The sequence below is a fragment of the Streptomyces sp. NBC_01320 genome (assembly GCF_035974375.1).
Taxonomy (GTDB): domain Bacteria; phylum Actinomycetota; class Actinomycetes; order Streptomycetales; family Streptomycetaceae; genus Streptomyces; species Streptomyces yanii.
In genome coordinates, this window is record NZ_CP108390.1 from 11,746,493 (window position 1) to 11,768,663 (window position 22,171).

13 protein-coding genes and 6 pseudogenes are annotated in these 22,171 nt (G+C 68.4%); 8 read left to right on the top strand and 11 right to left on the bottom strand.

Annotated features, from left to right (window positions below):
• Nucleotides 1-15 precede the first annotated feature (15 nt).
• The 3 genes and pseudogenes from OG395_RS54415 (at nt 16) to OG395_RS54425 (ending at nt 3,100) form a co-directional block, all read left to right on the top strand.
• The gene (locus OG395_RS54415) at nt 16-1,215 is read left to right on the top strand and encodes an RNA-guided endonuclease InsQ/TnpB family protein (protein WP_327249208.1); all 1,200 of its coding nucleotides are present in this window, start codon (nt 16-18) and stop codon (nt 1,213-1,215) included.
• 842 nt (nt 1,216-2,057) lie between these two features.
• Nucleotides 2,058-2,557, top strand: a pseudogene (locus tag OG395_RS54420) (reverse transcriptase domain-containing protein); the annotation flags it as partial.
• A gap of 141 nt (nt 2,558-2,698) precedes the next feature.
• Nucleotides 2,699-3,100: a group II intron maturase-specific domain-containing protein gene (locus tag OG395_RS54425; RefSeq protein WP_327249739.1), complete on the top strand. Its 402-nt coding sequence runs from the start codon at nt 2,699-2,701 to the stop codon at nt 3,098-3,100.
• A 2-nt stretch (nt 3,101-3,102) separates the two neighbouring features.
• On the opposite strand, the gene OG395_RS54430 is transcribed toward OG395_RS54425, so the two are convergent.
• From OG395_RS54430 to OG395_RS54450, 5 genes and pseudogenes are all read right to left on the bottom strand, one after another.
• Nucleotides 3,103-3,429, bottom strand: coding sequence for an ASCH domain-containing protein (locus tag OG395_RS54430; protein WP_327249747.1), 327 nt, complete (start codon nt 3,427-3,429; stop codon nt 3,103-3,105).
• Nucleotides 3,324-3,899: a hypothetical protein gene (locus tag OG395_RS54435; protein ID WP_327249750.1), complete on the bottom strand. Its 576-nt coding sequence runs from the start codon at nt 3,897-3,899 to the stop codon at nt 3,324-3,326. The genes OG395_RS54430 and OG395_RS54435 overlap by 106 nt, the downstream gene beginning before the upstream one ends.
• Before the next feature lie 43 nt (nt 3,900-3,942).
• Nucleotides 3,943-4,875, bottom strand: a complete 933-nt coding sequence (locus OG395_RS54440; RefSeq protein WP_327241173.1) for a helicase associated domain-containing protein — start codon at nt 4,873-4,875, stop codon at nt 3,943-3,945.
• Nucleotides 4,876-5,695: 820 nt separating this feature from the next.
• The gene (locus OG395_RS54445) at nt 5,696-5,965 is read right to left on the bottom strand and encodes a hypothetical protein (protein ID WP_327241172.1); all 270 of its coding nucleotides are present in this window, start codon (nt 5,963-5,965) and stop codon (nt 5,696-5,698) included.
• Between the two features lie 1,021 nt (nt 5,966-6,986).
• Nucleotides 6,987-7,229, bottom strand: a pseudogene (locus tag OG395_RS54450) (transposase); the annotation flags it as partial.
• 308 nt (nt 7,230-7,537) lie between these two features.
• Between OG395_RS54450 and OG395_RS54455 the strand changes: the two are divergent.
• Nucleotides 7,538-8,077 carry an effector-associated constant component EACC1 gene (locus OG395_RS54455; protein ID WP_327241171.1) on the top strand — a complete coding sequence of 180 codons (540 nt, stop codon included), beginning with the start codon at nt 7,538-7,540 and terminating at the stop codon, nt 8,075-8,077.
• A 2-nt stretch (nt 8,078-8,079) separates the two neighbouring features.
• On the top strand, nt 8,080-12,573 hold the full coding sequence (locus OG395_RS54460) for a caspase, EACC1-associated type (RefSeq protein ID WP_327241170.1): 4,494 nt from the start codon (nt 8,080-8,082) through the stop codon (nt 12,571-12,573).
• Nucleotides 12,574-12,866: 293 nt separating this feature from the next.
• Here the strand turns inward: OG395_RS54460 and OG395_RS54465 are convergent.
• The 4 genes and pseudogenes from OG395_RS54465 to OG395_RS54480 form a co-directional block, all read right to left on the bottom strand.
• Nucleotides 12,867-13,286 (bottom strand): annotated as a pseudogene (locus OG395_RS54465) (transposase domain-containing protein); the annotation flags it as partial.
• A gap of 160 nt (nt 13,287-13,446) precedes the next feature.
• Nucleotides 13,447-13,934, bottom strand: a pseudogene (locus OG395_RS54470) (IS6 family transposase); the annotation flags it as partial.
• 16 nt (nt 13,935-13,950) lie between these two features.
• A complete protein-coding gene (locus OG395_RS54475) occupies nt 13,951-15,147 on the bottom strand; it encodes an IS110 family transposase (protein ID WP_327241169.1) in 1,197 nt (398 codons plus the stop codon).
• A 226-nt stretch (nt 15,148-15,373) separates the two neighbouring features.
• Nucleotides 15,374-15,604: pseudogene (locus OG395_RS54480) on the bottom strand (IS6 family transposase); the annotation flags it as partial.
• A 284-nt stretch (nt 15,605-15,888) separates the two neighbouring features.
• On the opposite strand from OG395_RS54480, the gene OG395_RS54485 reads away from it, so the two are divergent.
• Both OG395_RS54485 and OG395_RS54490 read left to right on the top strand, forming a co-directional pair.
• Nucleotides 15,889-16,731, top strand: coding sequence for an IS5 family transposase (locus OG395_RS54485; RefSeq protein ID WP_327241168.1), 843 nt, complete (start codon nt 15,889-15,891; stop codon nt 16,729-16,731).
• A gap of 454 nt (nt 16,732-17,185) precedes the next feature.
• Nucleotides 17,186-19,471, top strand: a complete 2,286-nt coding sequence (locus OG395_RS54490; protein ID WP_327249216.1) for a SpoIIE family protein phosphatase — start codon at nt 17,186-17,188, stop codon at nt 19,469-19,471.
• 133 nt (nt 19,472-19,604) lie between these two features.
• On the opposite strand, the pseudogene OG395_RS54495 reads toward OG395_RS54490, so the two are convergent.
• Nucleotides 19,605-19,874, bottom strand: a pseudogene (locus OG395_RS54495) (transposase); the annotation flags it as partial.
• A 113-nt stretch (nt 19,875-19,987) separates the two neighbouring features.
• Nucleotides 19,988-21,427: an NF041680 family putative transposase gene (locus tag OG395_RS54500; protein ID WP_327241167.1), complete on the bottom strand. Its 1,440-nt coding sequence runs from the start codon at nt 21,425-21,427 to the stop codon at nt 19,988-19,990.
• A gap of 157 nt (nt 21,428-21,584) precedes the next feature.
• Here OG395_RS54500 and OG395_RS54505 point away from each other — a divergent pair, with 157 nt between their 5' ends.
• The gene (locus OG395_RS54505; protein WP_327241166.1) at nt 21,585-22,166 is read left to right on the top strand and encodes a Uma2 family endonuclease; all 582 of its coding nucleotides are present in this window, start codon (nt 21,585-21,587) and stop codon (nt 22,164-22,166) included.
• The last annotated feature ends 5 nt before the right edge of the window (nt 22,167-22,171 follow it).

The window sequence follows — 22,171 nt, forward strand, 5'->3', positions numbered from 1 at the left end:
GAGGAGGCGGGCTGGATGATCCGTGCATACAAGTTCCTCCTGCGGCCCACCGCCCGGCAGGAACAAGCGCTCGGTGAGATGCTCCGCGATCACGGTTCCCTCTATAACGGGGCATTGCAGGAACGCCGCGACGCCTACCGGCACGCCTCGAAGACGACGGTCCGATACGGGCAGCAGTCCGTGCAGCTCAAGGAGATCCGGGCATGCGACCCGGAGCGTCAGGGCCGCTGGTCGTTCTCCTCGCAGCAGGCCACCCTGCGCCGGCTGGACAAGGCGTTCGCCGCGTTCTTCCGGCGCATCAAGGCCGGGGACAAGCCGGGCTGTCCGCGCTTTAGGGGGATCGGCCGCTTCGACACGGTGGACTTCCCCAAGGACGGTGACGGCTGCCGGTGGGATGCCACCGCGCATGACCCGGTCACCCGCGTCCGCTTTCAGGGCGTCGGGCACGTCAAGGTGCACCGGCATCGGCCGGTGGTCGGCCATGTCAAGACGGTCTCGGTCAAGCGTGAGGGCAAGCGCTGGTATGTGGTCCTGACCGCTGAGCGGCCCCGGCCCGAGCCGCTGCCCGCGACCGGCAGCGTGGTCGGCATCGACCTGGGCATTGCCAACTTCCTCGCCGGCTCGAACGGCGAGTTCGTGCCCAACCCGCGTCACGGGCGAAAGGCCGCAGCGAAGCTCGAAGCAGCTCAGCAGGCACTGAGCAGGTGCAAGCGCGGAAGCAAGCGCCGCCGCAAGGCGGTAGAGGCTGTGGCACGTCTGCACCGCAAGGTGCGGTGCCAGCGCCTCGACCACGCCCACAAGACCGCCCTCGGCCTCGTGCGGGAACACGACCTCATCGCGCACGAAGACCTCAAGATCCGCAACATGAGCAAGGCCCCCGAACCGAAGCCCGACCCCGACCAGCCGGGCAGCTTCCTGCCCAACGGGGCAGCGGCCAAGGCCGGACTGAACCGCTCGATATCGGATGCCGGATGGGGGGTGTTCCTCGCGATCCTGAATGCCAAGGCTGAGAGCGCCGGGCGGGAAGTGATCGCCGTGGACCCCCGCAACACCTCCCGGCGATGCCCCGAATGCGGGCACACCGCCAAGGAGAACCGGCCCACCCAGGAGAAGTTCCACTGCGTCGCCTGCGGCCACACCGCGCACGCGGACACAGTCGGAGCACTCAACGTCCTACGGGCCGGGCTGGTCCGTCGCGAAGCCCAACCGGCATAGCGAGAAGCCACCCCGTTCACGGGGTGGAGGAGTCAGTACGCCCGACATGGGCAGCAGCTAAAGGGTGAAAGTCCCGATGAGAAGAGGTGAGACTAACTCGCTAGCCGAACGGCAAGGGCGTCATCGCGAGGTGGGGTCCGAAGGAAGCCGGAGGCAAAACCGGGTACCGATGTACAAGAACCGCATTTGAGGCTAGGCGTCTTGGGCAAGGTGGCTGACTGCATCGAAGCCCGTTCTCACCAAGAAAGACGCAGAGTATATGCGGCGGCGATCCGGGGAAAGTTGCTGTTCTTATTCGGGGAGGTCTGCCCGGGTGTCACCTGTAACGGTGTGTCGGCCGCGATTGTGACGACCGATGCCAGCAATGGCACTGGTTTGCCGGACAGAAGTCAGCAGAGGTCATAGTACCGAGACGGGAAGGCAGTAGGCCGACAAGGACTCGGGAAGGGCCGAACGTTTAGCGGATTGGAAGAAGGGTGTCTGCTCGCGCAGGTCACGATGACCGCCGTAAATCTGCCCCGGCAGACCCTGGGGTGACGGGGTCGGTGCATACGACCGCCCAGCCCAAGGGGCGCAGTGACCAGCCGGCGCTACACGCGGACAACAATCACCGCGAGGTCTCCCTCTGGGAGACGGTGTTCTCGAAGGAGAACCTTCTCGCGGCGCTCAGGCGCGTCGAAGCAAACCGGGGTGCCCCCGGCGTTGATGGGATGACGACGGATGAACTCCGGCCATGGATCGCCCAGAACTGGCCCAAGGTATGGGCTGAGCTCGATGCGGGGACATATAAGCCCGCTCCTGTCCGTCGGGTGACCATCCCTAAGCCGAATGGTGGGGAGCGGATGCTAGGTGTCCCACGGGTGCTGGATCGCTTGATCCAGCAGGCAATTGCGCAGGCCCTCGTGCCCGTCTTCGATCCCCACTTCTCTGGGGCGTCGTTCGGGTTCCGACCAGGGCGTTCGGCCCACCAAGCCGTAAGGGTTGGTCGCCGGGCCGTCCAGGACAGAAACCGTTGGGCCGTGGACCTGGACCTCGACAAGTTCTTCGACCGAGTGAATCACGATGCGCTTATGGCGCGGGTGGCTCGCCGGGTGAGGGACAGAAAGGTCCTGAAGTTGATTCGGCGGTACCTGGAAGCCGGGATTATGAGCGACGGCGTGATGGTGAGGAACGAGGAAGGGACCCCGCAGGGTTCCCCTTGTCCCCGTTGCTGTCGAACATCATGCTGGACGACCTTGACCGCGAACTCTTCAAACGCGGACACCGGTTCGTGAGGTACGCGGACGATGTGATGATTTTCGTCCGGTCCGAGCGAGCGGCGCAGCGGACCCTCGCCTCGGTCACGGCCTTCATTGAGAAGACCTTGAAACTGAGGGTGAATCGTGAGAAGTCGAAGGCGTGCCCCATCTGGTGGACGTCACTCCTGGGATTCGGGTACTACCTCGCCAAAGGGCAGGTGAAGATCCGGGTGGACCGGAAGGCCGTGAGACGGCTAAAGTCCACCGTTCGGCGAGTCACCTCCCGGACGTGGGGCGTATCGATGGCCCACAGGATGGACAAACTCAACCGTTTCTCGGTCGGCTGGGTGGCCTACTTCAGTCTCTCCGACAGCCTTCGGGTTTTCGAGGAGATTGATCACTGGACCCGCCGCAGGCTACGGCAGGCCCAGTGGGTGCAGTGGAAGACCAGTCAGCGCAAGAACTCCATGCTCCAGAAGCTCGGTTACGAATTTGGAGACCAGGAGCAAGGCGTTGCAGTGCAACGCAAGCGATACTGGCGGGCCTCCCACCTGAAACCACTGGAAATCGCTATGAATAAAGCCTATTGGGATGCGCAGGGCTACAAGTCGTTCAAGGGCTCGTGGTCCCGCCTGAAGCTCGCCTGAGATCAGCTGGACGAACCGCCGGATGCGGGCCCGCATGTCCGGTGGTGTGGGGGGCGGGCCGGGCAAACCGGCCCGCCTACCCGATCGTAGGCGGTGTACTCGGCGCGGCTGATGCCACAGGCTGCGCGGTGCCGGCGCCATACCTGGGCGGGTGTGGCGGTATCCACGCCGGTGAGGCGGGCCGTTCCCGTCAGGGCCATGACGGGGGAGGTGGCGTAGATGATCACGGGGGTTCCGGGCGGGACGGCGACACGCTGCCGCCGCAGTTCGACTGTCTTCTCACCGTTGAGGATGGCCGTGGCGAACCGCGGGTGGAGCGAGAGCAGCAGGGCTCGTTGGGGTGCGTTCGCCGCGGCTGGTGGCCTTCCTCGTACAGGGAGTGGAACAGGTCGGGCGAGATCTTGAGGACCGACTGTACGTTGATGCGCTGTCCGTAACGAGCGCCGAGCTGCACAAGTCGCTTGTAGGTAACGGCATATGGGAAGAGGCTGGTGTCGGAGAACCGCAGTGCCATTGCCTGCCCGTGCGCGTCGCAGGATTCCATGATGTCGCTGCGCCGGTATACGCCGAGGTGTTTGAACTGCCGGTACAGCTGATGGCCGCTGTCGCTCACGCACTGATCCAGCCGGGAGCAGCCGATCACGGCGGACAGGCTGTGCGTCTTGTCGGTGCTGGCGTACCAGAGGATGCGGGCGGGCGCCGTCTCGCCCCGGGAGCGCGGGGGACGGTAGTAGACGTGTTCGCGGCTGAGTCCCAGCCGGTCGTCGCGGGACAGAATGCCCGCGGGAATCCCGAACAACTCATAAGCTCATTTGGGGCGGATGGGGACAAGGAAGGTTCCGTCAGGCAGCCCATTCCACTCCCAATCCGGCGAGTGTGCGGAATTGCTCGGCGTCGAGCTTGTCGCGGCGGGCTTTTTGGTTGCCGATCCAGACGCCGGTGCGGTGCTCCGTGCCGTCGGGGAGTTCTTCGACGTGGCCCCGGCCGGGCATCGTGCCCTCTCTCTCGATGTACTGCTGGAGGGCTGTGACGCCTCGTGTGAAGGCGTCGGAGCCCTTCGCTGCGCCAGCCTTCTCAGTGACCCGTGCTGCGGTCTTCTGGGGTCGTGCAGCCGGTTTCACGCCCGCCTCGCCCAGCCGCCGCCGCTGCTCCTCGTTGAGGCGTGTCCAGTCCCGTCGCTGCCGGATCAGCCAGCGTCCGATGTCGTCTCCGTGGTGGGTGACGCCGGGCACGATCTCCTTGAGGCCGGCACCGCTCGCGAGGAGGGCGGTGAGGCCGGTGTAGTGGCGTTGCCAGTCAACAGTCCACCCGAGCTGTCCCGGATTCCAGTCCGGGTCGATGGCGGTGAGTTGCTCGGCGCGCCGTGCTGCGCGTTCGGGGTTTTTGCCGAGTCCGTCGGGTCGTCGGAGGTTGGTGAGCCATTGTCCGACGGGTTTGTCGAGGGCGGTGGCGTGGCGGGGCGCGGCCAGCGTGCCGGCCTCTGCGTAGTACGCGCGGGCCGCGGCGAGGTTTTCGGCGAATGCCGTGTCGGCGGTGTCCCAGATCATGCCGAGTTCTTCGAGCTCGTCGGTCCGGGTGCTGGGCATGGTGCCGGCCCGGTAGGCGCGCCGTTGGTCGGACAGGCACCTGCCCAGTGGGTAGGCGCCTTCCTGGTGTTCGTAGGGCACGTCCAGCGAGCCCTCGCGGTCGAAGTAGCGGCGGGCGGTGTCGTAGCCGCGGGTCCAGTCCTGGCGTTCGGTGTCGAGGATCTGGAACTTGATCCACTTCGCGATCATGACGGGGTCTCTGGGGGCGGCGAACCGGAGCAGCAGCCGTGACTCTTCCTCACCGTCTTCCGGCTCCGGGCCGATGGTGCGATCTCTTGGTTTCGTGGCAGTGGTGTGAGAGACAGTGGGCTTTGGTGTGTTGGTGCTGGGCGGTGGCTGTTTCGGGGTATGGGGTCACTGTCGTGGATGTGAGAGATCGGTGTGGGATTGCTGTCCTGGGCGTTTATCGCAGGTGGGGTGATGCTGTCTCAGTTTCGTGAGTTCTGATCCATGGCCGGCCGGGGGGTTGGTGTGATCGTGGGGTGGATCAGGAAGTACAGCCACCAGCCTCGGAGGGGTCGGGCTCGGCGTTGCCGGTGGTGTCGGTTCGGGCGTTGCGGGGGCCGGCGGTGCGGCGTTTGCTGGCTCTGCGTCGGGAGGGGAATCTCACCACCCGGCATGTCAGATCGGCGGCGGATGCGTTGGGTGTGCGGGAGCGTGCGGTGTGGCGGTGGCTGGCCGCCGCCGAGCAGGATGAGTCTGCGGCCGCGGCGCCGGGGGAGCGGACCCGGTACTACGGGCGGTTCACGGTCACCCCGGAGGTCCGGGCTCTGCTCGGGCTGTGGAGGGGCAACGTTGCCGCTGTCCACCGTGAGCTGACCGCTCGCGCGGCCAGGGGCGAGGGTGAACCTCCGCCGTCGATTCCGACGCTGCACCGCGCGATTCGTCGGGATCTGTCGCTGGGGGAGCGGGCAGGGCTCGCGGGTGGGGAGCGTGAGGCCCGCAGGCACGATGTGTTTCTGTCCCGGCCGCGGGGGCGGCGGAACCAGGTGTGGGAGGCTGATCACGTTCAGGCCCCGGTCCTGGTCGATGTCGAGGGCACCGCCCTGCGGCCGTGGATCACCTGGTTCGTGGACTGCGCGACGAACGCGATCATGGGTGTTGCGGTCACGCCCGGGTCCCCGTCCCGGGAGTCGGTGCTGACCGCGCTGCGCGCGGCGGTGGTGCGCGAGAGGCCGTTCGGGCCGCAGGGCGGGCTGCCGGAGCGGGTGCGGGTGGATCGGGGCAAGGACTTCTTGTCGAGGACGGTGACTGCCGCGTTCAACGCTCTCGACGTCACGGTTGAGGACCTCCCGGCCTACACCCCGCACCTGAAACCTCTGTCATCACACTGCACCTCATCGGGTCGTTGCGGAGTATTCGGGGTCGAGGACGCTGCGGCGTGGTCGGCCGATGACGGGCCGAACGAGTTCGGGGCCGGGCAGCGGGTAGACGTACTCGCCTTTGTCGTTGGCCAGGACGCCGGTGATGATGCCGTCCCGTCGCCAGTGCTTGACGGTCTGGAAGTGGATTCCGAGGTGGCGGGCGAGTTCGGAGACGGTCAGCATGCCGGCATCGAGGAGGCGTTGGCGGTGGCTGCGTAGTTTGTAGGCATTGCGCAGGTGGACGATCATGCCGCGGGTGAACGGGCGGTTCATGCCGCTGGGCAGGCCGCGTTCGTTGAGGATCGCCGCGCTCTGGCCGTCGGTGTGTTCTTCGAGGAGTTCGTCGAGTGCGGCGATGACGGCGGGGTCGGTCTGCCGCAGTTCCCAGCCGGTCAGTGGCCGGGGCAGGGTGAGCCGGTGGCTCTGGCCGCCGTGCAGGACGACACCGACACTGATGTGGTCGGTCTTGGTGAGGGTGACGTCGGTGACCAGGAGCCGGATCATGCGCTTGCGTTCCCGCATCGGGGTGGCCGGGTCGTTCCAGAGCCGGGGAAAGTCGGCGGCCAGCGCGGTGATCCTGGCACGGGTCTGGGGCGAGAGTGGGCCGATCGCGGTGTTCTTCGCGCGCTCGTACTCCTTGGTGGCTTCGGCGAGTTCACGCAGGGAAGCGTTCCAGTCGGCCTCCAGCGTGTCGGCGACCAGCCGGTTGGCGGGATCGACAGCCAGGTAGCGGCGCCTGGCGAGGTCGGCGCGGTAACGGGCGCGTTCGACGCAGGCGGCGCGGAGCTGGTCGGCTTCCTCGACGCGGCCGGCGAGCTCGTCGCTCACCCGCAGTGCGACCTCGAGGGTGAGCGGGGTGAGGGTGTCGGCAACGAGTTCCTTGATGCCGTCCATCAGAGCGGGGCGCGGTTCCTGGTGCGCTCCGGGGCCCGCCGTGCCCTTGCCGCCGAGCAGGGCGACAGGTCTGCGGCGGGGCCGGCCGATGCGGCCCGCGATGGACGGGATTCCGTCGACCAGGGCGAGGGTCTGAGTGACGTCGTTGACGTTCGCCGCAGTCGTGATGACCTTCAGCGGGGTGCCGCGCCCGTCGCAGATCAGGTGGTGTTTACTGCCCGTCTTCCGTCGGTCGACCGGCGACGGGCCGGTGTCGGCGCCCCCTTTCTTCGCGTGGGAACCATCGTCTTGCCGCCTGACCTCCAGCAGCTGCCATGAGAAAGCGTCCGGGATGAAGAACAGTCCGATTGTCCCCAAGCCGATCACCGTCACGCTCATCAGACCCGACGACACGGTGGGGTCGTCCACCGACTGACCGTCAGCGCCCCGGTGCGGGAGATCCGCCCCGATGACGGCAGGGACCGCATCCTCCTAACGACACCCGTCACGGGGGCGTGCGAGCAGGCCACCGCAGGGTGTTGCGATCACGACGTCGAACGGCCGGGGAACACCTGGTGGGCCTCGCCGGGTGTCGCTATTCTTGCCGAATCTGCATGCAACACCCCCACCGCGGAGGGGATTTGAGAATCACCTTGGAGGCCGGTGGGCCCGCCGAGACAGAGGATCTGCGCCGGTGGCTGAGGCGCGACCCAGCGCTTCGCAGCGCTGTCGGCCAGGCACCGCCCGGGGCGCCCGCCCCGGACAGCATGAGCGGAGGTGCGGCCGAGCTCGTCCCCGTTCTGCTGGCGCCCGGCGGGCTCACCGCAGCCGTGGCTGCGGCCGTTGTCGCCTGGCTGCAGAGCAGACGCGGGAACCAGACCGTCACGATTACCCGGCCGGATGGGACACAGGTCACGGTCACGTCCGAGGGGGTGGCGGGGCTGACGCCTCAGGGGACCGCCGATGTGGCGCAGCGGGTGGCCGAGATGCTCCAGCAGCCGCACCCGGCCACGGCTGACGGGCCTGAGGGCCACCAGCCGGGCCCTGTCCCGCAGGCGCACGAAGCGGACGGGCGTGAGGGGCGGCAGCCGCCATCCGCCCCGCGGACGGATGGCCCTGACGACCAGCAGCCGCCTGTGGCGAATCGCACCTAGGCATGGCCGTCGGACGGGGGGACCTGAGCGGCGTCAACTGCCACGCGATCGTGGTCGGTACAGGGTGTTACGGCGGTAGTGGCCAAGGAGCGCTGTCGGACCTGCCGAGCGCAGCGCGCTCGGCGCGGGCGGTCGCCGCAGCACTGGAAGAGAAATGCGGTCTCAACGGTCGGGTCACCGCGATCATCGACCCGCGGGGGCCGACCGAGGTGCTCGCGGCCGTCCAGGCCGCCATCGACGCCTCGGAGGGCGGCGTCGTCCTCTTCTGCTTCGTAGGCCACGGTCTGGTCGGACCTGGACAGCAGTTGTACCTTGCCACGTCGGATACCTCCTCGGCCGTCGACACTGTGCACGCCGTCCCCTTCGACCAGGTGAGCAAGCGACTCGCCGACGCCGCGGCGAGTACCGTCGTCGTCCTCGACTGCTGCTTCTCCGGTCTCGCACAGGTCGCGCCGCGGGAGTCGTATCGCGAGGTCTTGGCCTCAGCCCGTCCGGAGGGCAGCTTTCTGCTGGCCTCGGCCACGCACTACGCCGCTTCGTTTGCACCACCGAATGCGGAACACACGCTCTTCAGTGGGGAGTTGCTCCGACTGCTGACGGAGGGCGATCCGGGCGGTCCAAACTGGTTCACCCTCCTCGACGTCTACCGCATCCTCGACCACCGCTTCCAGGGCAGCGCCGCACGCCCGCACTCCGACGGTGTCGGACGGGCCTCCGATCTCGTCCTCGCCCGCAATCCCGGCAGGCGCGTCCACGACGACACCGCTGCGCCGGAGACAGAGCAGGGCGGCGGCCCGTGCCCTTACCCAGGAATACGCCCATTCCTGCCGGAGCAGCACCATCTCTTCTTCGGACGGGAGGAGCTGACGCGCAGCCTGGTACGCCGGGTGACCGCCGGCCCCCACCCGAGCCCGGTCGTCCTGGTGGGTGCGTCGGGAGCCGGAAAGTCCTCTCTGCTCCGAGCCGGACTCATAGCCGGTCTGGAGACCGAGCGGGTCCTCCTGCTGCTGGGACCCGGCGCGCGGCCGTTCCGTTCGCTCGTGGAAAGCTGGGCGACGGCAATCGGGCGGCCGTTTGCCGAGGTGGAGAAGGACCTGGCCACCGGACGGTTCAGCCCCCTCGGGCCGGACGTCCTGGTGATCGACCAGCTTGAGGAGATCTTCACCGAGTGCCAGGACCCGGAGGAGCGGGAGCTCTTCGTCCGCGCACTCGCCGCAGCGGGAACCGACGGTCCCCGCATCGTGCTCGGCCTTCGCGCCGACTTCTACGACCAGGTCCTGAACGACACACGGCTCGACGCGATCGTCAGGTCCGGACAGTTCACCGTCTCCGCCATGTCCGACACTGAACTGCGAGCGGCCATCGAACGCCCCGCAGCACAAGCCGGGCTGCGTCTGGAGGACGGCCTGTCGGACCACATCCTGCGCGAACTGCGGCAGGAGCGCGCCGCCGAAGGGGACGCCGTCCCGCTGCCGTTCCTCGCCCACGCTCTGCGCCAGACCTGGGCCGGGCGCCGCGGCACCACGTTGACCTTCACCGCCTTTCAGACCGCCGGCGGGATCCGCACAGCCGTGGCCCGGACGGCCGACGAGGTCCATGACGGGCTCGGCGCCGACGACCGGAACCGACTGCGGGAACTACTGCTGCGCATGATTTTGGTGGTCGACGACAGAGGCCGTGCCGTGCGCCGCCGCGTCCCCGTGGCCGAGCTCGACCAGGATGCCGATCTGCTCGGACTGCTGACCGCGGCACGGCTCGTCGTCGTGGACCAGGACGAAGCGCAACTCTGCCACGACTCCCTGCTCCATGCCTGGCCACGGCTTCAGGACTGGATCATTGAGAACCGGGCCGGACTACTCGTCCGCCGGAGACTCGGTGACGCCGCCGACGGCTGGCACGAGGCGGGACGCCCGGAGAGCGGCCTGTACGGAGGCGACCAATTGGCGTCCGTGCGCGCGCAACTCGCCGGTAACGTCGGTGCGCTCCACATGCGACGCGTCGAGCACGACTTCCTCGACGCGAGCCACCGCGCCGAACACCACAGGACGAAGCTGCGCCGGATCGTCGTCTCCGTCGTCACCGTACTGGCCCTGCTCGCGACCACCCTCGCCGTACTGGCCCGCGGCGCTCAGCAGGATGCGGAGGGCCGCGAGACGATCCTGATCGCCAACGAGATCGCGGCCCAGGCGGACGCCATGCGCGCGCGCGATCCGCAGACCGCGCTACGGCTCAGCCTCGCGGCGTACCGCACAGCAGATACCCCCGACACCCGGTCGAGCCTCTACGCCGCCTATCTGACAGAAGCACCGGTCGATATCCCCGGCGGACATCGCGCGGCAGTGCTCAACCTCGCGTTCAGCCAGGACGGGGATGTGCTGGCAACCAGCCAGGCCGGCGGGCAGATACAGCTCTGGGACCTTTCCCACCGGAACATACCGGTCAAGGCGGGGGCCCTGAAGCTACATGGCAGCGCCGCCATCGCCTTCCACCCGCGCTCCCGTCTGCTGGCGGCACAGACGGCCACGGACCTCACCCTCTGGGACGTCAGCGAACCCGAGCGGCCCGAGCGGCTGTCCGAACGGGAGATCCCGAAAGGCATGACGTACGCCCTCAGGTTCGCGCCGGACGGCCGCACGCTGGCGGCGGGGGGTGACCAGGGGCGGCTTCGAATGTGGGATGTGTCGAATCCGACGGCTCCTGCACTCAGGACGGACCGGTCGGTAGCTGCCGAAGCACTGATGTCACTGGCGTTCCGCCGCGACGGCCTGATGGTCACGGGCAACGGCATCAGCGGGACGGGCAGGGCCGAGCGGCCCGCGGAGGTGAGATTGTGGGACGTACGGGATCCTGCGGATGCCCGGCTGCTGGACACCGCCGAGGCCCCCTCCGTGATGGCGGTGGCCGCTCATCCGACGCGGAATCTGCTGGTCGCGACCGGCGCGAAGGGTGTGATGGCCTGGTGGAGGGTGGAGAGTGGCCATCGGCTCGTACGCGCCGAGCCCGATGCCCGGGACAATACCTGGGGTTACCCCGACCTGCCTTCGCTGAGCTTCCGTCCCGACGGGGAGCGGTTGGCCGCCGCAGGCAATTCGGCTCAGGGAGGCGCCCTGATCCGTGCGACGGTAGCGACCGATTTCGAGCTTTTCAGCTACTCGGCCGAACAGGGGACGGCCCCCTCGGCTGAGCCGGCCCAGTCGGTGGCCTACAGCCCCGACGGGGACCAGCTCGCGGTGGGCGACGTGGCGGGCAACGTACGCGTGTGGCCGCAGCGCACCCCCGCGCCCCGGGTCCGAGGGACCATGACCACACCGGACCCAGGCGCCAGCCCAATCAACGGCGACGGCACGCTCATGGTGGTCGCCGCGCCGGCAAAGACCTTCCAGGTCTGGGACCTCCGCTCCGCGGACACGGCCAAGGGAAGGGATCCGCGCGTGCGGTTCACCCTGCCCAAGGGGTGGGAGGCCCGGTACTTCCTTCCAGGGACCGACCGCTCCGTGCTGCTGGCCCACCGCTGGACGGAAAGCACGGGGGACCACGCGTTCCGGTTGTGGGACTTCGGCGGCGACGAGAACAAGCCTCCGGTACCGGGTGAGGAAATCCATCTGCAGGCGGAGGACGTACGGACGGCCGTCTCCGCGGACGGTGGCCTCCTGGTCCTCGGCGACTGGTTCACCGCAACGGTGCGTGTATGGGACATTCGGGACCCCCTCCGACCGGTGCGCGGCGGGACCATGACCGCCGCGCAGATCGCGGAACCGCAGAGCATGTTCTTCATGGGCGACCGGGGATTCGCCATCGTCGACCGGGGCGAGCCGGGGCAGGGCAGACCGAGTGATCTGCGCATCTGGGACCTCACCGACCCCGCCCGACCGTTCAAGGTCCGTCTCCTCCCGGGCGCTGCCACGGGACAAGCGGTCTACGTGCCCTCGTCGCATCTGCTGATGCACGACGCACTTCCCGAGCGGACCCAACTGTGGGACATGCGCGACATCCGCAGGCCCCGGAAGGCCGACTTGCTGCCCGCCGCATCCGGCGGCTATCTACCGGTCGGAAAAGGCGTCCTGGCGACGACGCTCACCGACGGAACCGTGCAGTTTTGGGACGTAGGGAACCCGTACCAGGCCCGTAAGACTGGTGCGATGCGCTTCGACACCCGCCTTGAGGACATCAGATTGTCGCCCGACGGGAAGCGGGTCCTCACCAGTTCCCCCTACCGCGTCTGGGATTCCGGGGCAGGTGGCATGTGGCACACCCCCGCCATCGCCACCCTGGCAGACATGCAGGACGTGAGGCTGCTGCCTGGGAACAACCCGTTCGCAGCCGTGGTCCCGCACAATTCTCGGGAAGGACGAGTCGCGTCGGGACTCACCTATCTGATCGACCTCGACACCGACCGGATCTACGAGTGGCTGTGCACCACCCACCCTCTCAACGTCGACAAGGGCCTGTGGAAAGCCCTGATCCCGCACCTGGACCGCCGGCGGTCCTGCGATTGACTGACGATTGTGGAACGTTGGCCCGATTGCTCAGTAGGGTCGGGGACTGGCGCGGTGGCCTGTGAGGGCTCCGTTTCCAGCCCCCGCCCGTCAAACCGTGCATGCGCTTCTCGCGCACACGGCTTACCGACATCGTTCACCGGCTGGCGTGCACCGCCACCCTGCGCACGTTTCCAGACAGGCGAAAGGCTCCGAGCCTGGCGAACCACGCGCCGTCGTGTCGCTTGCCCCACTTTCTGCCCGGGATGCCGCGCTTGCGATTGTCGAAGATCGCGAGACGCTCGTGGACGTAGCCGATACGGGCCGAACCGTACCCCTGGCGTGGTCGGCTGGGCCAACGGCCCGGCCAGCACCTCGAACAAGGCCCGCACCGGCGCGCTGCCGAGTCTGCGGCGCAGATCACGTAGCGCTTTCGTGCTCGGGCAGACGATCGGCATCCCCAACAAGCCGGCGGTCAGCTTGTCCCAGACCAGTCGATAGCCGATCTCGGGGAACAGGCACATCGCCAGGAGGAAGTAGACGCCGACCCGCGAAGGCAGATCACGCAGCCGCCGCTGCACGGTCCTGGTCTCGGACAAGACCGCGTCGACGAGCTCGAACGGCATGATCGGCGTCAGTTCTCCCAGATGGCCGGGCGCGAACCGGCCCGCGGCCACAGTCACCGTACGGGTGATGGCCGTCAGCGCCGACGGCGAGACACAATGAACAGGCAACGGAGCTCCTTGCGGTACAAGCTGTCTTGGACGACTGCCTGTACCAACGAGCTCCGTTGCTCTGTGTCAGAAGTCCTTCAACTGGCGCTGTCAAATTGTTGAGTATGTCGGTGTGTGACGGCGCGTTGGGGCATGGTGGGCTTGCGGTCCGGGCCTGTGGTCAGGCCGTGGTGGGCCGGCTGGCAGCTTGGGTGATCTGGTCCCAGATCGCGAAGCGGACGGTCATCTCGGCTCGGTGGTCGGAGGCTGTCATCAGGTGGCGGTGAGGGCGGAAGTGGGGCGAGATGCCGCTGAACGCGGCCAGGAACCGCTGGGCCCCGCCTACGGAACGGAATCCCTTCATCGCGCGTTCACGCTGCCGCGTGGGCTGGTGGGAGTTCTCCGCCCGGTTGTTCAGGCCCTTGTGGGAGCGGTGTTCCACCGAGGGCATGACCTCGCGGTGCGCCGCGCTGTAGGAGCGGAGTTTGTCGGTGACGACCACCCTCGGCACCGTACGGGTCTTCGTCATCAGACGGCGGAAGAAGCGCCTGGCCGCGCCTTGTCCCGCCGGCTCTGGACGAGGATGTCGAGGACGTTGCCATTCTGGTCGACGGCCCGCCACAGATACTTCAGCTCGCCGTTGACCTTGATGAAGACCTCGTCCAGGTGCTTCCCAATGCTGATGTCAAGCCGTCGCTGTCACTGAGGGTGTGACCTGGTAGCACCGTCGGTCACGAATCAGGGCCCACAGGACGTTGACGCGACGGCGTGCGAGCGCGAGGACGGCCTGGACGTGGCGTTTCCCCTCGGCGCGCTTGCGGTCGTAAAACTTCCGTGAGTTGGGGTCTCGTTGGACGCTGACCAGCGCGGAGATGTAGAAGACGCGCTGCAGACGACGGTGGTATCTCGTCGGTCGGTGGTCGTTACCGCTGACCTGGCCGGAGTCGCGTGGGGCGGGGGCCGTTCCGGCGAAGGCCGCGAGCCGGTCGGCCGTGGGGAAGGCGTCCAGGCTGCCGCCGACGGCAACGAGGAACTCGGCACCGAGGATCGTGCCGATGCCGGGCATGGACTGGATCACGTCGGCCAGTTCGTGTTCGCGAAACCGGCCCTCGATGAGTTTGTCGGTCTCGGTGATCTTCTCGTTGAGGGTCATCACCTCCTTGGCGAGGGTGTGCACCATCGTCGCGATGGCCTTCTCACCCACGACGGCGGTGTGCTGGCGCTCGGCGGCTTCAACCACCTTCTCGGCGAGGGAAGCAGCGTTGCAGACCTTGCGGTTGCGCAGCCAAGCGGTCAGCCGCCGGCTGCCCACGCGGCGGATCGCTGCCGGTGTCTGGTAACCGGTCAGCAGCACCATCGGGCCGATGTTACCGAGGTCGAGGGCCCGTTCCAGGGCCGGGAACATGCTGTTCAGCAGGGCCCCCAGCCGGTTGGTGGTGCGGGTGCGGTCGGCGACCAGATCGACGCGGTGGTCGGTCAGCAGCCGCAGCTCGAGTGTGGCTTCGTCGCTGGGGCGGATCGGCTGCAGGTCGCGGCGCATCCGTGCCTGGTCGGCGATCACGCGGGCGTCACGGGCGTCCGTCTTGCCCTGGCCTCGGTAGCTGTCGGTGGCCCGGTTGACCGCGATACCGGGGATGTAGACGAGCTCCTGGCCATGGTTGACCAGCAGGGCGATCAGCAGGCCGGGCTCGCCGCCGGTCATGTCCAGCGCCCAGGTCGTCTTGCCGCCGTCGGCGAGGTCCAGGACGTCACCGATCAGCTTCAGCAGTTCCGGCTCGTCGTTGGCCACCCGACGCGACAGCAGCGTGTCGCCCTCGCTGTCCAGGACCAGGCAGTGGTGGTGGGTCTTGCCGCAGTCGGTCCCCGCCCATATCCGGCTCATCGTGCTCCATTCGGTCGTACTTGCCTTGCGTACCACGGACGACCTCGCCGGCATTGCTCTACACAGCGACTTGTTCGCACTTCCCAATCGGCGGCCGAGTCGTCGTGGGGAGCCAGGCGGCCAAGCACCTGAAGCCACGAACGGCAGCCACTTGTCAGCCACACCCAGCTCCCCTGGGTGTCCTCACCCTACGAACGGGAGGATCAACCCGTTCAAGAAGGTAGAGCCACTTGTCCCCGGGCCTCGGCCGCCGGCGGCGCAGTCCGGCGGCGTAGGCCTGCCCAAACTTGGCGCACCAGCGGCGGACCGTCTCATAGGAGACGAGCACGCCGCGCTCGAGCATCAGCTCTTCGACCTCGCGGTAGGACAGAGGGAAGCGGAAGTACCGCCACACGCAGTGGGAGATCGCCTCGACCGGGTACCGGCGGCCCTTGTACGACGGCGGCGCGGACGACACGAGTGAACCCCTCCCCGGCACGATCAACTCCAAGATCATCCCAGGCCGGTCAACTAACGTGACAACGCCCCGCGAAGGCCACGGCACCGCCGCCGCATGGTGGCCCTGCGCCCCCGCCACAGCCGACCCCGTCGCCGCTCTCGTCGCGGCCCGCACCGCCGCCACGCGGAACTGACGGATTAAGAGCTCGCGCAGATAGGCGGCGTGGGCAGCCCCGGCAACAAGGTGGGCACAGGTCCCGGTGATCATGGAGTTGCGACGCTCTGTGACCACTGGGGAGATCTGTGCCCGTCCTTCCATCATGGCTGACCGACCCGCTCTGGGATCAATTCGCGGCACTGCTGCCCAAGCGCCCTGCGGTCGATCCGGCCCACCCGCTGGGTTGCCACCGCAGCCGTATCAGCGACCGGATCGTGTTCGACAAGCTGCTCCAGCTCCTGCGGTTCGGCTGCTCCTACCAGGCGGTCTCCGACACGACCTGCTCGGCGACCACGATCCGCAACCGCCGCAACGAGTGGATCCGGCTCGGCGTCTTCGCCCGGCTCAAACAGATCGCGCTTGAGTCCTACGACCGGATCGTCGGGCTCGTGCTCGACCAGATCGCCGTCGACGGCTCCATCACCAAGGCCCCCGGCGGCGGAGAAGCGGCCGGGCGCTCGCCGGTCGACCGCGGCAAACAGGGCCTGAAGCGCTCCGGCATGACGGATGGCTATGGGATCCCGCTCGGCAGGGTCCTCGCCGGAGCGAACCGCCATGACTCTCCGCTGCTGGCTCCGACCCTGGACCTGCTGGTGGACCTGGGGCCGCTGCCCGAGGCCATCACCGTGCACCTGGACGCCGGCTACGACTCGGACAAGACCCGCGCCGAACTCGCCGCGCGCAGTCTGCACGGCCGCATCGCGCACAAGGGCGAGAAGGCGCCCATCCAGGCGAGCCAGCGGTGGCACGTCGAGCGCACCCACGCCTGGCAGAACGCCTTCCACCGGCTCGCCCGATGCTACGAACGCCGCGTCGCGGTCATCGACGCGTTCTTCGACCTCGCCGATACGATCATCACCGTCCGTAGCCTGCTCCGCAGGGCGTGGACGACCCACCGCTGGGACAACCGTCCGAACCGCCGCCCATGAGCGAGTGCCGATCTACGCAGCGTCTAAGTGCAGCAGTTTGGGCATCTTGATGCCGACATGATCGGTACGTATGCCTGCCGACGTATAGGTACGGCCGCCACCGCCCTGGTGGACGTGTGCAGCACGTCGTCACGGCAGTAGAGCATATTTTCCCTATATGGGCGACGATCGGTATATGGGTGACGATCGGTGTGGCTGGTGCGGAGCTCCACTGCCGGAGTCGGCAGGCCCGGGTCGGCGGTATTGCCGTCAGGCGCATCGGCAGGCGGCCTGGCGGGCCAGGCGTCGCTGGCAGGCGGCGGCGGAGGCGCGGCAGGCGCTGGTGTTCGCGGAAGCGGATCTCCTGACGCAGGTGCAGGCCGCAACCCAGCAGGCGAGCGACTCGCGCCCGGGGCGAGGAGCGGAGGGCTGCCATGTTGCCGCCGTGGCGGAGGTGCCCGGGCTGGCCGGGCAGATGGTGCGCTGTGCGGTGTTGGCGGACCGACGAACCGGGGCGAGCTGGGCGCAGATCGGTGCTGGCCTGGGCATCAGCGCGGAGGCGGCCAGATGTCGCTTCAGGCGCCTGGAGGGATCCCTTCCTGGTGCCGCTCGGGAGGGTGAGAGCACGAGGGACCTTGCCGGCTTCGGCACTGGCACAGGCTCGGGCACGCATCTACTCTGCGCTGCTTTGGAACAGTTCATGCGGGAGACAGGCGCTTCCGGGGGCCTGGTATACCTGCTGCCGCCGGGTGAGCGGGTGCTGCGACTTGCGGTGCTGAGGGGGGTTCCCCGGCAGATCGCCGCGCACTGGACGCAGGTGCCGCTGACGGCCCGCACCCCGGCGACCGACGCCGTGCGCGAGCGGCGTCTGGTGTGGATAGGCGGCCAGGAAGAGATGGCGCGGCACTACCCGCAGATGGCGCTCGCGCTGCCCTACCCCTTCTCGGCGGCCGCTGCCCCGATCACCACCGGCACCACAGTCTGGGGCGCCCTGGTGGTGCGGTGGCCCAGCTCGCATCCATCGCCGCTGACCCGACACGAACGCAACGCGGTCCGTACCTCCTGCCGCCGCCTGGGCCTTCTCCTGCGGCAGGCCGCCGACAGCGGCCACCCGCTGCTGCCCGGGTCCGAGCCGCAGGTCCTGGCCCCCCTGCGTGCCCGCGCTCGCGGGCCAACCCAGGAGGCGGCAGCGGCGGACTTCGCCGAGCGCCTGCCCGGAGGATGCTGCACCTTGGACCTTGACGGCCGGATCACCTTCATCACAACCACCGCCGCCGACCTCCTCGGCGCCAGCGCCGCCGACCTGCTGGGCGTCCTGCCACGGCAGGTCCTGCCGTGGCTGGACGACCCAGTCGTCGAAGACCGCTACCGGGCCGCGGTGCTCAGCCAGGAGGCCACCTGCTTCACCGCCCTGCGCCCACCGGACCGGTGGCTTGCCTTCCACCTCTACCCGGACGTCTCCGGCATCAGCGTCCGCATCGCCCCGGCCTCCCCGTCCCCTGCCTCGGAGACGTCAGAGGTTCTGCACCCCGCACCGTCGGCCGCACCGGGCCGGTCGACCGCCCACCACCTCCTGATGCACCTCGCCGCCACGCTGACCGAGGCCGTCGGGGTCATGGACGTGATCGCCCGGATCGACGACCTGGTCCCGACCGCCTTCGAGGCCCAAGCCCTCGCCCTGATGATCGCCGAGGAGGGCCGGCTGCGGATCATCGGCTACCGCGGCTACCCCGCCGAACTCATGGACCGCTTCGACGGCACCCCCCTGGCCTCCAACACCCCTGCCGTGCGTGTCCTGACCAGCGGCGTCCCCAGCTTCTACGCCACCTTCGCGGACCTCAAGCGCGCTCATCCCCCCGCCGTCCTGCAGGACGGCAAGGCCGCCTGGGCCTTCCTGCCCCTGATCACCTCCGGCCGCCCCGTCGGCTCGCTGGTCCTCGCGTACGACCGGCCGCATTCCTTCACGCCCGAGGAACGAGCCGTCCTCACCTCGACCGCCGGGCTGATCGCCCAGGCCCTGGACCGCGCCCGCCTCTACGACGCCAATAAGGCGCTCGCCCACAGCTTGCAAGCCAGCCTGCTGCCCCAAGCACTGCCCCGCGTCCCCGGCCTGGACGTGGCTACCCGCTACCTCCCCACCGCTCACGGCATCGACGTCGGCGGGGACTTCTACGACCTCATCCATCTCGACACCGACCTCGCCGCCGCAGCAATCGGCGACGTCCAAGGCCACAACGTGAACGCCGCCGCCCTCATGGGGCAGGTCCGCACCGCCGTCCACGCCACCGCCGGCGCATCGCCCGGCCAAGTCCTCGCCCGCACCAACCGCCTGCTCACCGACCTCGACCCCGGCCTGTTCACCAGTTGCCTCTACGTCCAGCTCGACCTGGCACGCCACCGCGCCTGCCTGGCCACCGCCGGCCACCCGCCCCCACTCCTGCGCCACCCCGACCTACACACTGAGATCCTCACGCTGACGCCCGGGCTCCTGCTCGGCATCGACCCCGCCGCCGACTACCCGGAGACCGACATCCCCCTACCGCCCGGGGCCGTGCTCGCCCTGTACACCGACGGACTCGTCGAAACCCCCGGCATCGACATCGACGACGCCACCGCCGACCTCGCCGCCCAGCTCGCACAGGCCCGGGGCCAGACCCTGGACGCCCTCGCCGACACACTCATTCACCACGCCCAACGGTCCGCCCCCCGCAACGACGACATCGCCCTGCTCCTCATCCGGCCTCAACAACACGGCCGCTGACACCACGGCCCGCCCAGCTCGGCGGGGCTCCTGTCCCCGCCACGTCGACGCCGCCGGACTCGGTGAAGCATGCCTCCCTTTCCGAGCCCACCGCCGATCGGAGCCGGTGGACGGCGCTCTGCCAGGTGTGCGCGATCTGTTTGAGCCGGGCGAAGACGCCGAGCCGGATCCACTCGTTGCGGCGGTTGCGGATCGTGGTCGCCGAGCAGGTCGTGTCGGAGACCGCCTGGTAGGAGCAGCCGAACCGCAGGAGCTGGAGCAGCTTGTCGAACACGATCCGGTCGCTGATACGGCTGCGGTGGCAACCCAGCGGGTGGGCCGGATCGACCGCAGGGCGCTTGGGCAGCAGTGCCGCGAATTGATCCCAGAGCGGGTCGGTCAGCCATGATGGAAGGACGGGCACAGATCTCCCCAGTGGTCACAGAGCGTCGCAACTCCATGATCACCGGGACCTGTGCCCACCTTGTTGCCGGGGCTGCCCACGCCGCCTATCTGCGCGAGCTCTAAGCTTGATCTTTAAGCCTCCTCCTCGGCTCCGCCGCATCGGGGTGTGTCCGCTTTACGTTGTTTCTTGCCGACTGGGTGGCGGGGTGCGGGGGTGGAGGTGCGGCCCTTGGGGCGGCCGGGCCCGGGGTGGGTGGCTTTCGGCGTGCTGGCCGGGGTGCCCAGGATCCGCCGGATGCGTGGATAGCCTCGCCGGACCCGGCCGGGGGTCAGCTGATCCGGCGGCAGCGGCTTCTCCCAGGGCCGGCGCAGGTCCTCGGCCAGGGGGCGGGCGAGGCGGAGCTGGGCGTAGGCGGAGAGGATCAGCCACACCCACCGGTCGGCCTGCTCGGGAGTGCGTAGGCGGGGGCGGGTGAGGCCGAGGGTCTGCTTGAAGAAGCGGAATGTGTGCTCGATGTCGAATCTCCTGAGGAAGATCCGCCAGAGGCGGTCGACGTCGTGCGCGGTGGCGTCGGGGTCGCTGTGCCACAGCCATAGCGGCTTGGGGTCGCGGTTTCCGGGTAAGTGCTCGATGGCCAGATGGACCAACGTGCCCTCGACGAGGGGTAGTTCGCCTTCATGGTCGGCCCAGGAGCCGCGCCGGTCCGGCTTGGGGTGCATCCGGCCCCAGCAGCGGGCGAGGACCTGGCCGAAGCGGTCGTGGACGCCGGCCGACTCCTGGACCGGGGCCAGGTGGGTGGCGGGGTCGGCGAGGCGGAACTGTGCTCCGTGGCGGGGCGGGCGTCCGGGGTTGGTTCCGCGGCGCTTGCCAGCCGGTGCATACATCACCCGGTCCGCGCGGATGCGGCCCAGCAGCCGCACCGGTTCTTCGCGCAGCAGCCAGGTCAGGCGCACGAGGTCGTAGCCGGAGTCCAGGACGAACAGGACCGGCGGGTCGCCCGGTCGCCATTGCCCGGCCCGCTGCAGGCGGGCGCGCAGGTCACGGATCTGAGTCGCGGTGACCTCGGTGGGATCGTCCTCGGGCCCCAGCCGGACTGCGTCCAGCGGCCCTGTCCACGAGGAGCGGCCACCGCCCAGGGCCGCGGCCACCTGGTAGGGCCAGCCCGGGATGGTCTGGCGAACCCCGTCGCAGCGACACGGACGGTGGCAGTGCAGGCGCTCCGGCGAGCACTCGGCGTCCGGACGCGGCCATGGAGTGACGTCCAGCGCGATCGACAGCTGCCGGTCCGCCCCGCGCGGCAGCTCAAGGCCTGCCAGCGCCATCCGCAGGCGGGACACGGCGATGTGGCCCTGGGCCAGCGCGTCGTACATCGCCCCGTGCCCACGCCGGTGCACTGCCTCCAGCGACAACTCCGGCAGCGAGACCACCGGCCCGCCGGCACACAGCACCGCGTCCGCCAGCTCGAACAGAGCATCCGCCCGCAGGGTCAGGCACTCGTAGAACTCGCGGCGAAACCGAGATAACCCGGTCAATGCCTCGACGCGCGCAGCGTCGTCTTGCAGACTGTCCATCACGGCCTTTGGGTTGATCGACTGTCGACTTCAGCGAGAAGACACGATCACGCAAAGGCCGCCCAGCTGTCAGGCGAACGACGAACCCCACCAAGACACGATCTTGGTGGGGTTAATAGTCAAGCTAAGCTGACCAGAGCGCCCGAAGGAGGACACGATGACGACCGCATGGGACGCGCTCCCGCCCTGGATGCTGCCGCCCCGGCCGAGTGGGTGGGAGGCCGATGACCTCGACAACGCACCCGCCCTCCCGCGACACACCGAGCTGATCGATGGAGCGCTGATCTTCATGATGTCCCCGCAGCGGTCCTGGCACGCCCGCGTCGTCACCCGGCTTACGACCGCATTGGACGATCAGGCTCCCGAGGGATTCGAGATCGACCGGGAAATGACGATCAAGCTGAACGAGAAGAACCGGCCCGAGCCCGACGTCCTTGCTGTCACGGTCCCATACGACCCGAACCGCACGCGCTACCTCCCCGACCAGGTAGCCCTCGCCATCGAAGTCGTCTCGGATGAGTCCGCCGACCGTGACCGGTCGCTGAAGCCGTTCAAGTACGCGCAGGCGGGTATTCCGCACTACTGGCGTGTCGAGGAGGAAAACGGCCTCCCCGTCATCCACACGTACGAGCTGGACAACACCACCCGCGCCTACGTCGCCACCGGTATTAACCGCGATCGCATAAAGACAGCAGTCCCTTTCGGTATCGAACTCGACTTGCTCCGTCTCGTTCGCTGATCACA

What these genes read in the sequence shown, in the direction of transcription:
- OG395_RS54500 (WP_327241167.1), bottom strand. Translation starts at nt 21,427, where the DNA reads ATGGACAGTCTGCAAGACGACGCTGCGCGCGTCGAGGCATTGACCGGG.
- OG395_RS54460 (WP_327241170.1), top strand. Translation starts at nt 8,080, where the DNA reads ATGGCCGTCGGACGGGGGGACCTGAGCGGCGTCAACTGCCACGCGATC.
- OG395_RS54475 (WP_327241169.1), bottom strand. Translation starts at nt 15,147, where the DNA reads ATGAGCCGGATATGGGCGGGGACCGACTGCGGCAAGACCCACCACCAC.
- OG395_RS54490 (WP_327249216.1), top strand. Translation starts at nt 17,186, where the DNA reads ATGGTGCGCTGTGCGGTGTTGGCGGACCGACGAACCGGGGCGAGCTGG.
- OG395_RS54505 (WP_327241166.1), top strand. Translation starts at nt 21,585, where the DNA reads ATGACGACCGCATGGGACGCGCTCCCGCCCTGGATGCTGCCGCCCCGG.
- OG395_RS54440 (WP_327241173.1), bottom strand. Translation starts at nt 4,875, where the DNA reads ATGATCGCGAAGTGGATCAAGTTCCAGATCCTCGACACCGAACGCCAG.
- OG395_RS54455 (WP_327241171.1), top strand. Translation starts at nt 7,538, where the DNA reads ATGCAACACCCCCACCGCGGAGGGGATTTGAGAATCACCTTGGAGGCC.
- OG395_RS54415 (WP_327249208.1), top strand. Translation starts at nt 16, where the DNA reads ATGATCCGTGCATACAAGTTCCTCCTGCGGCCCACCGCCCGGCAGGAA.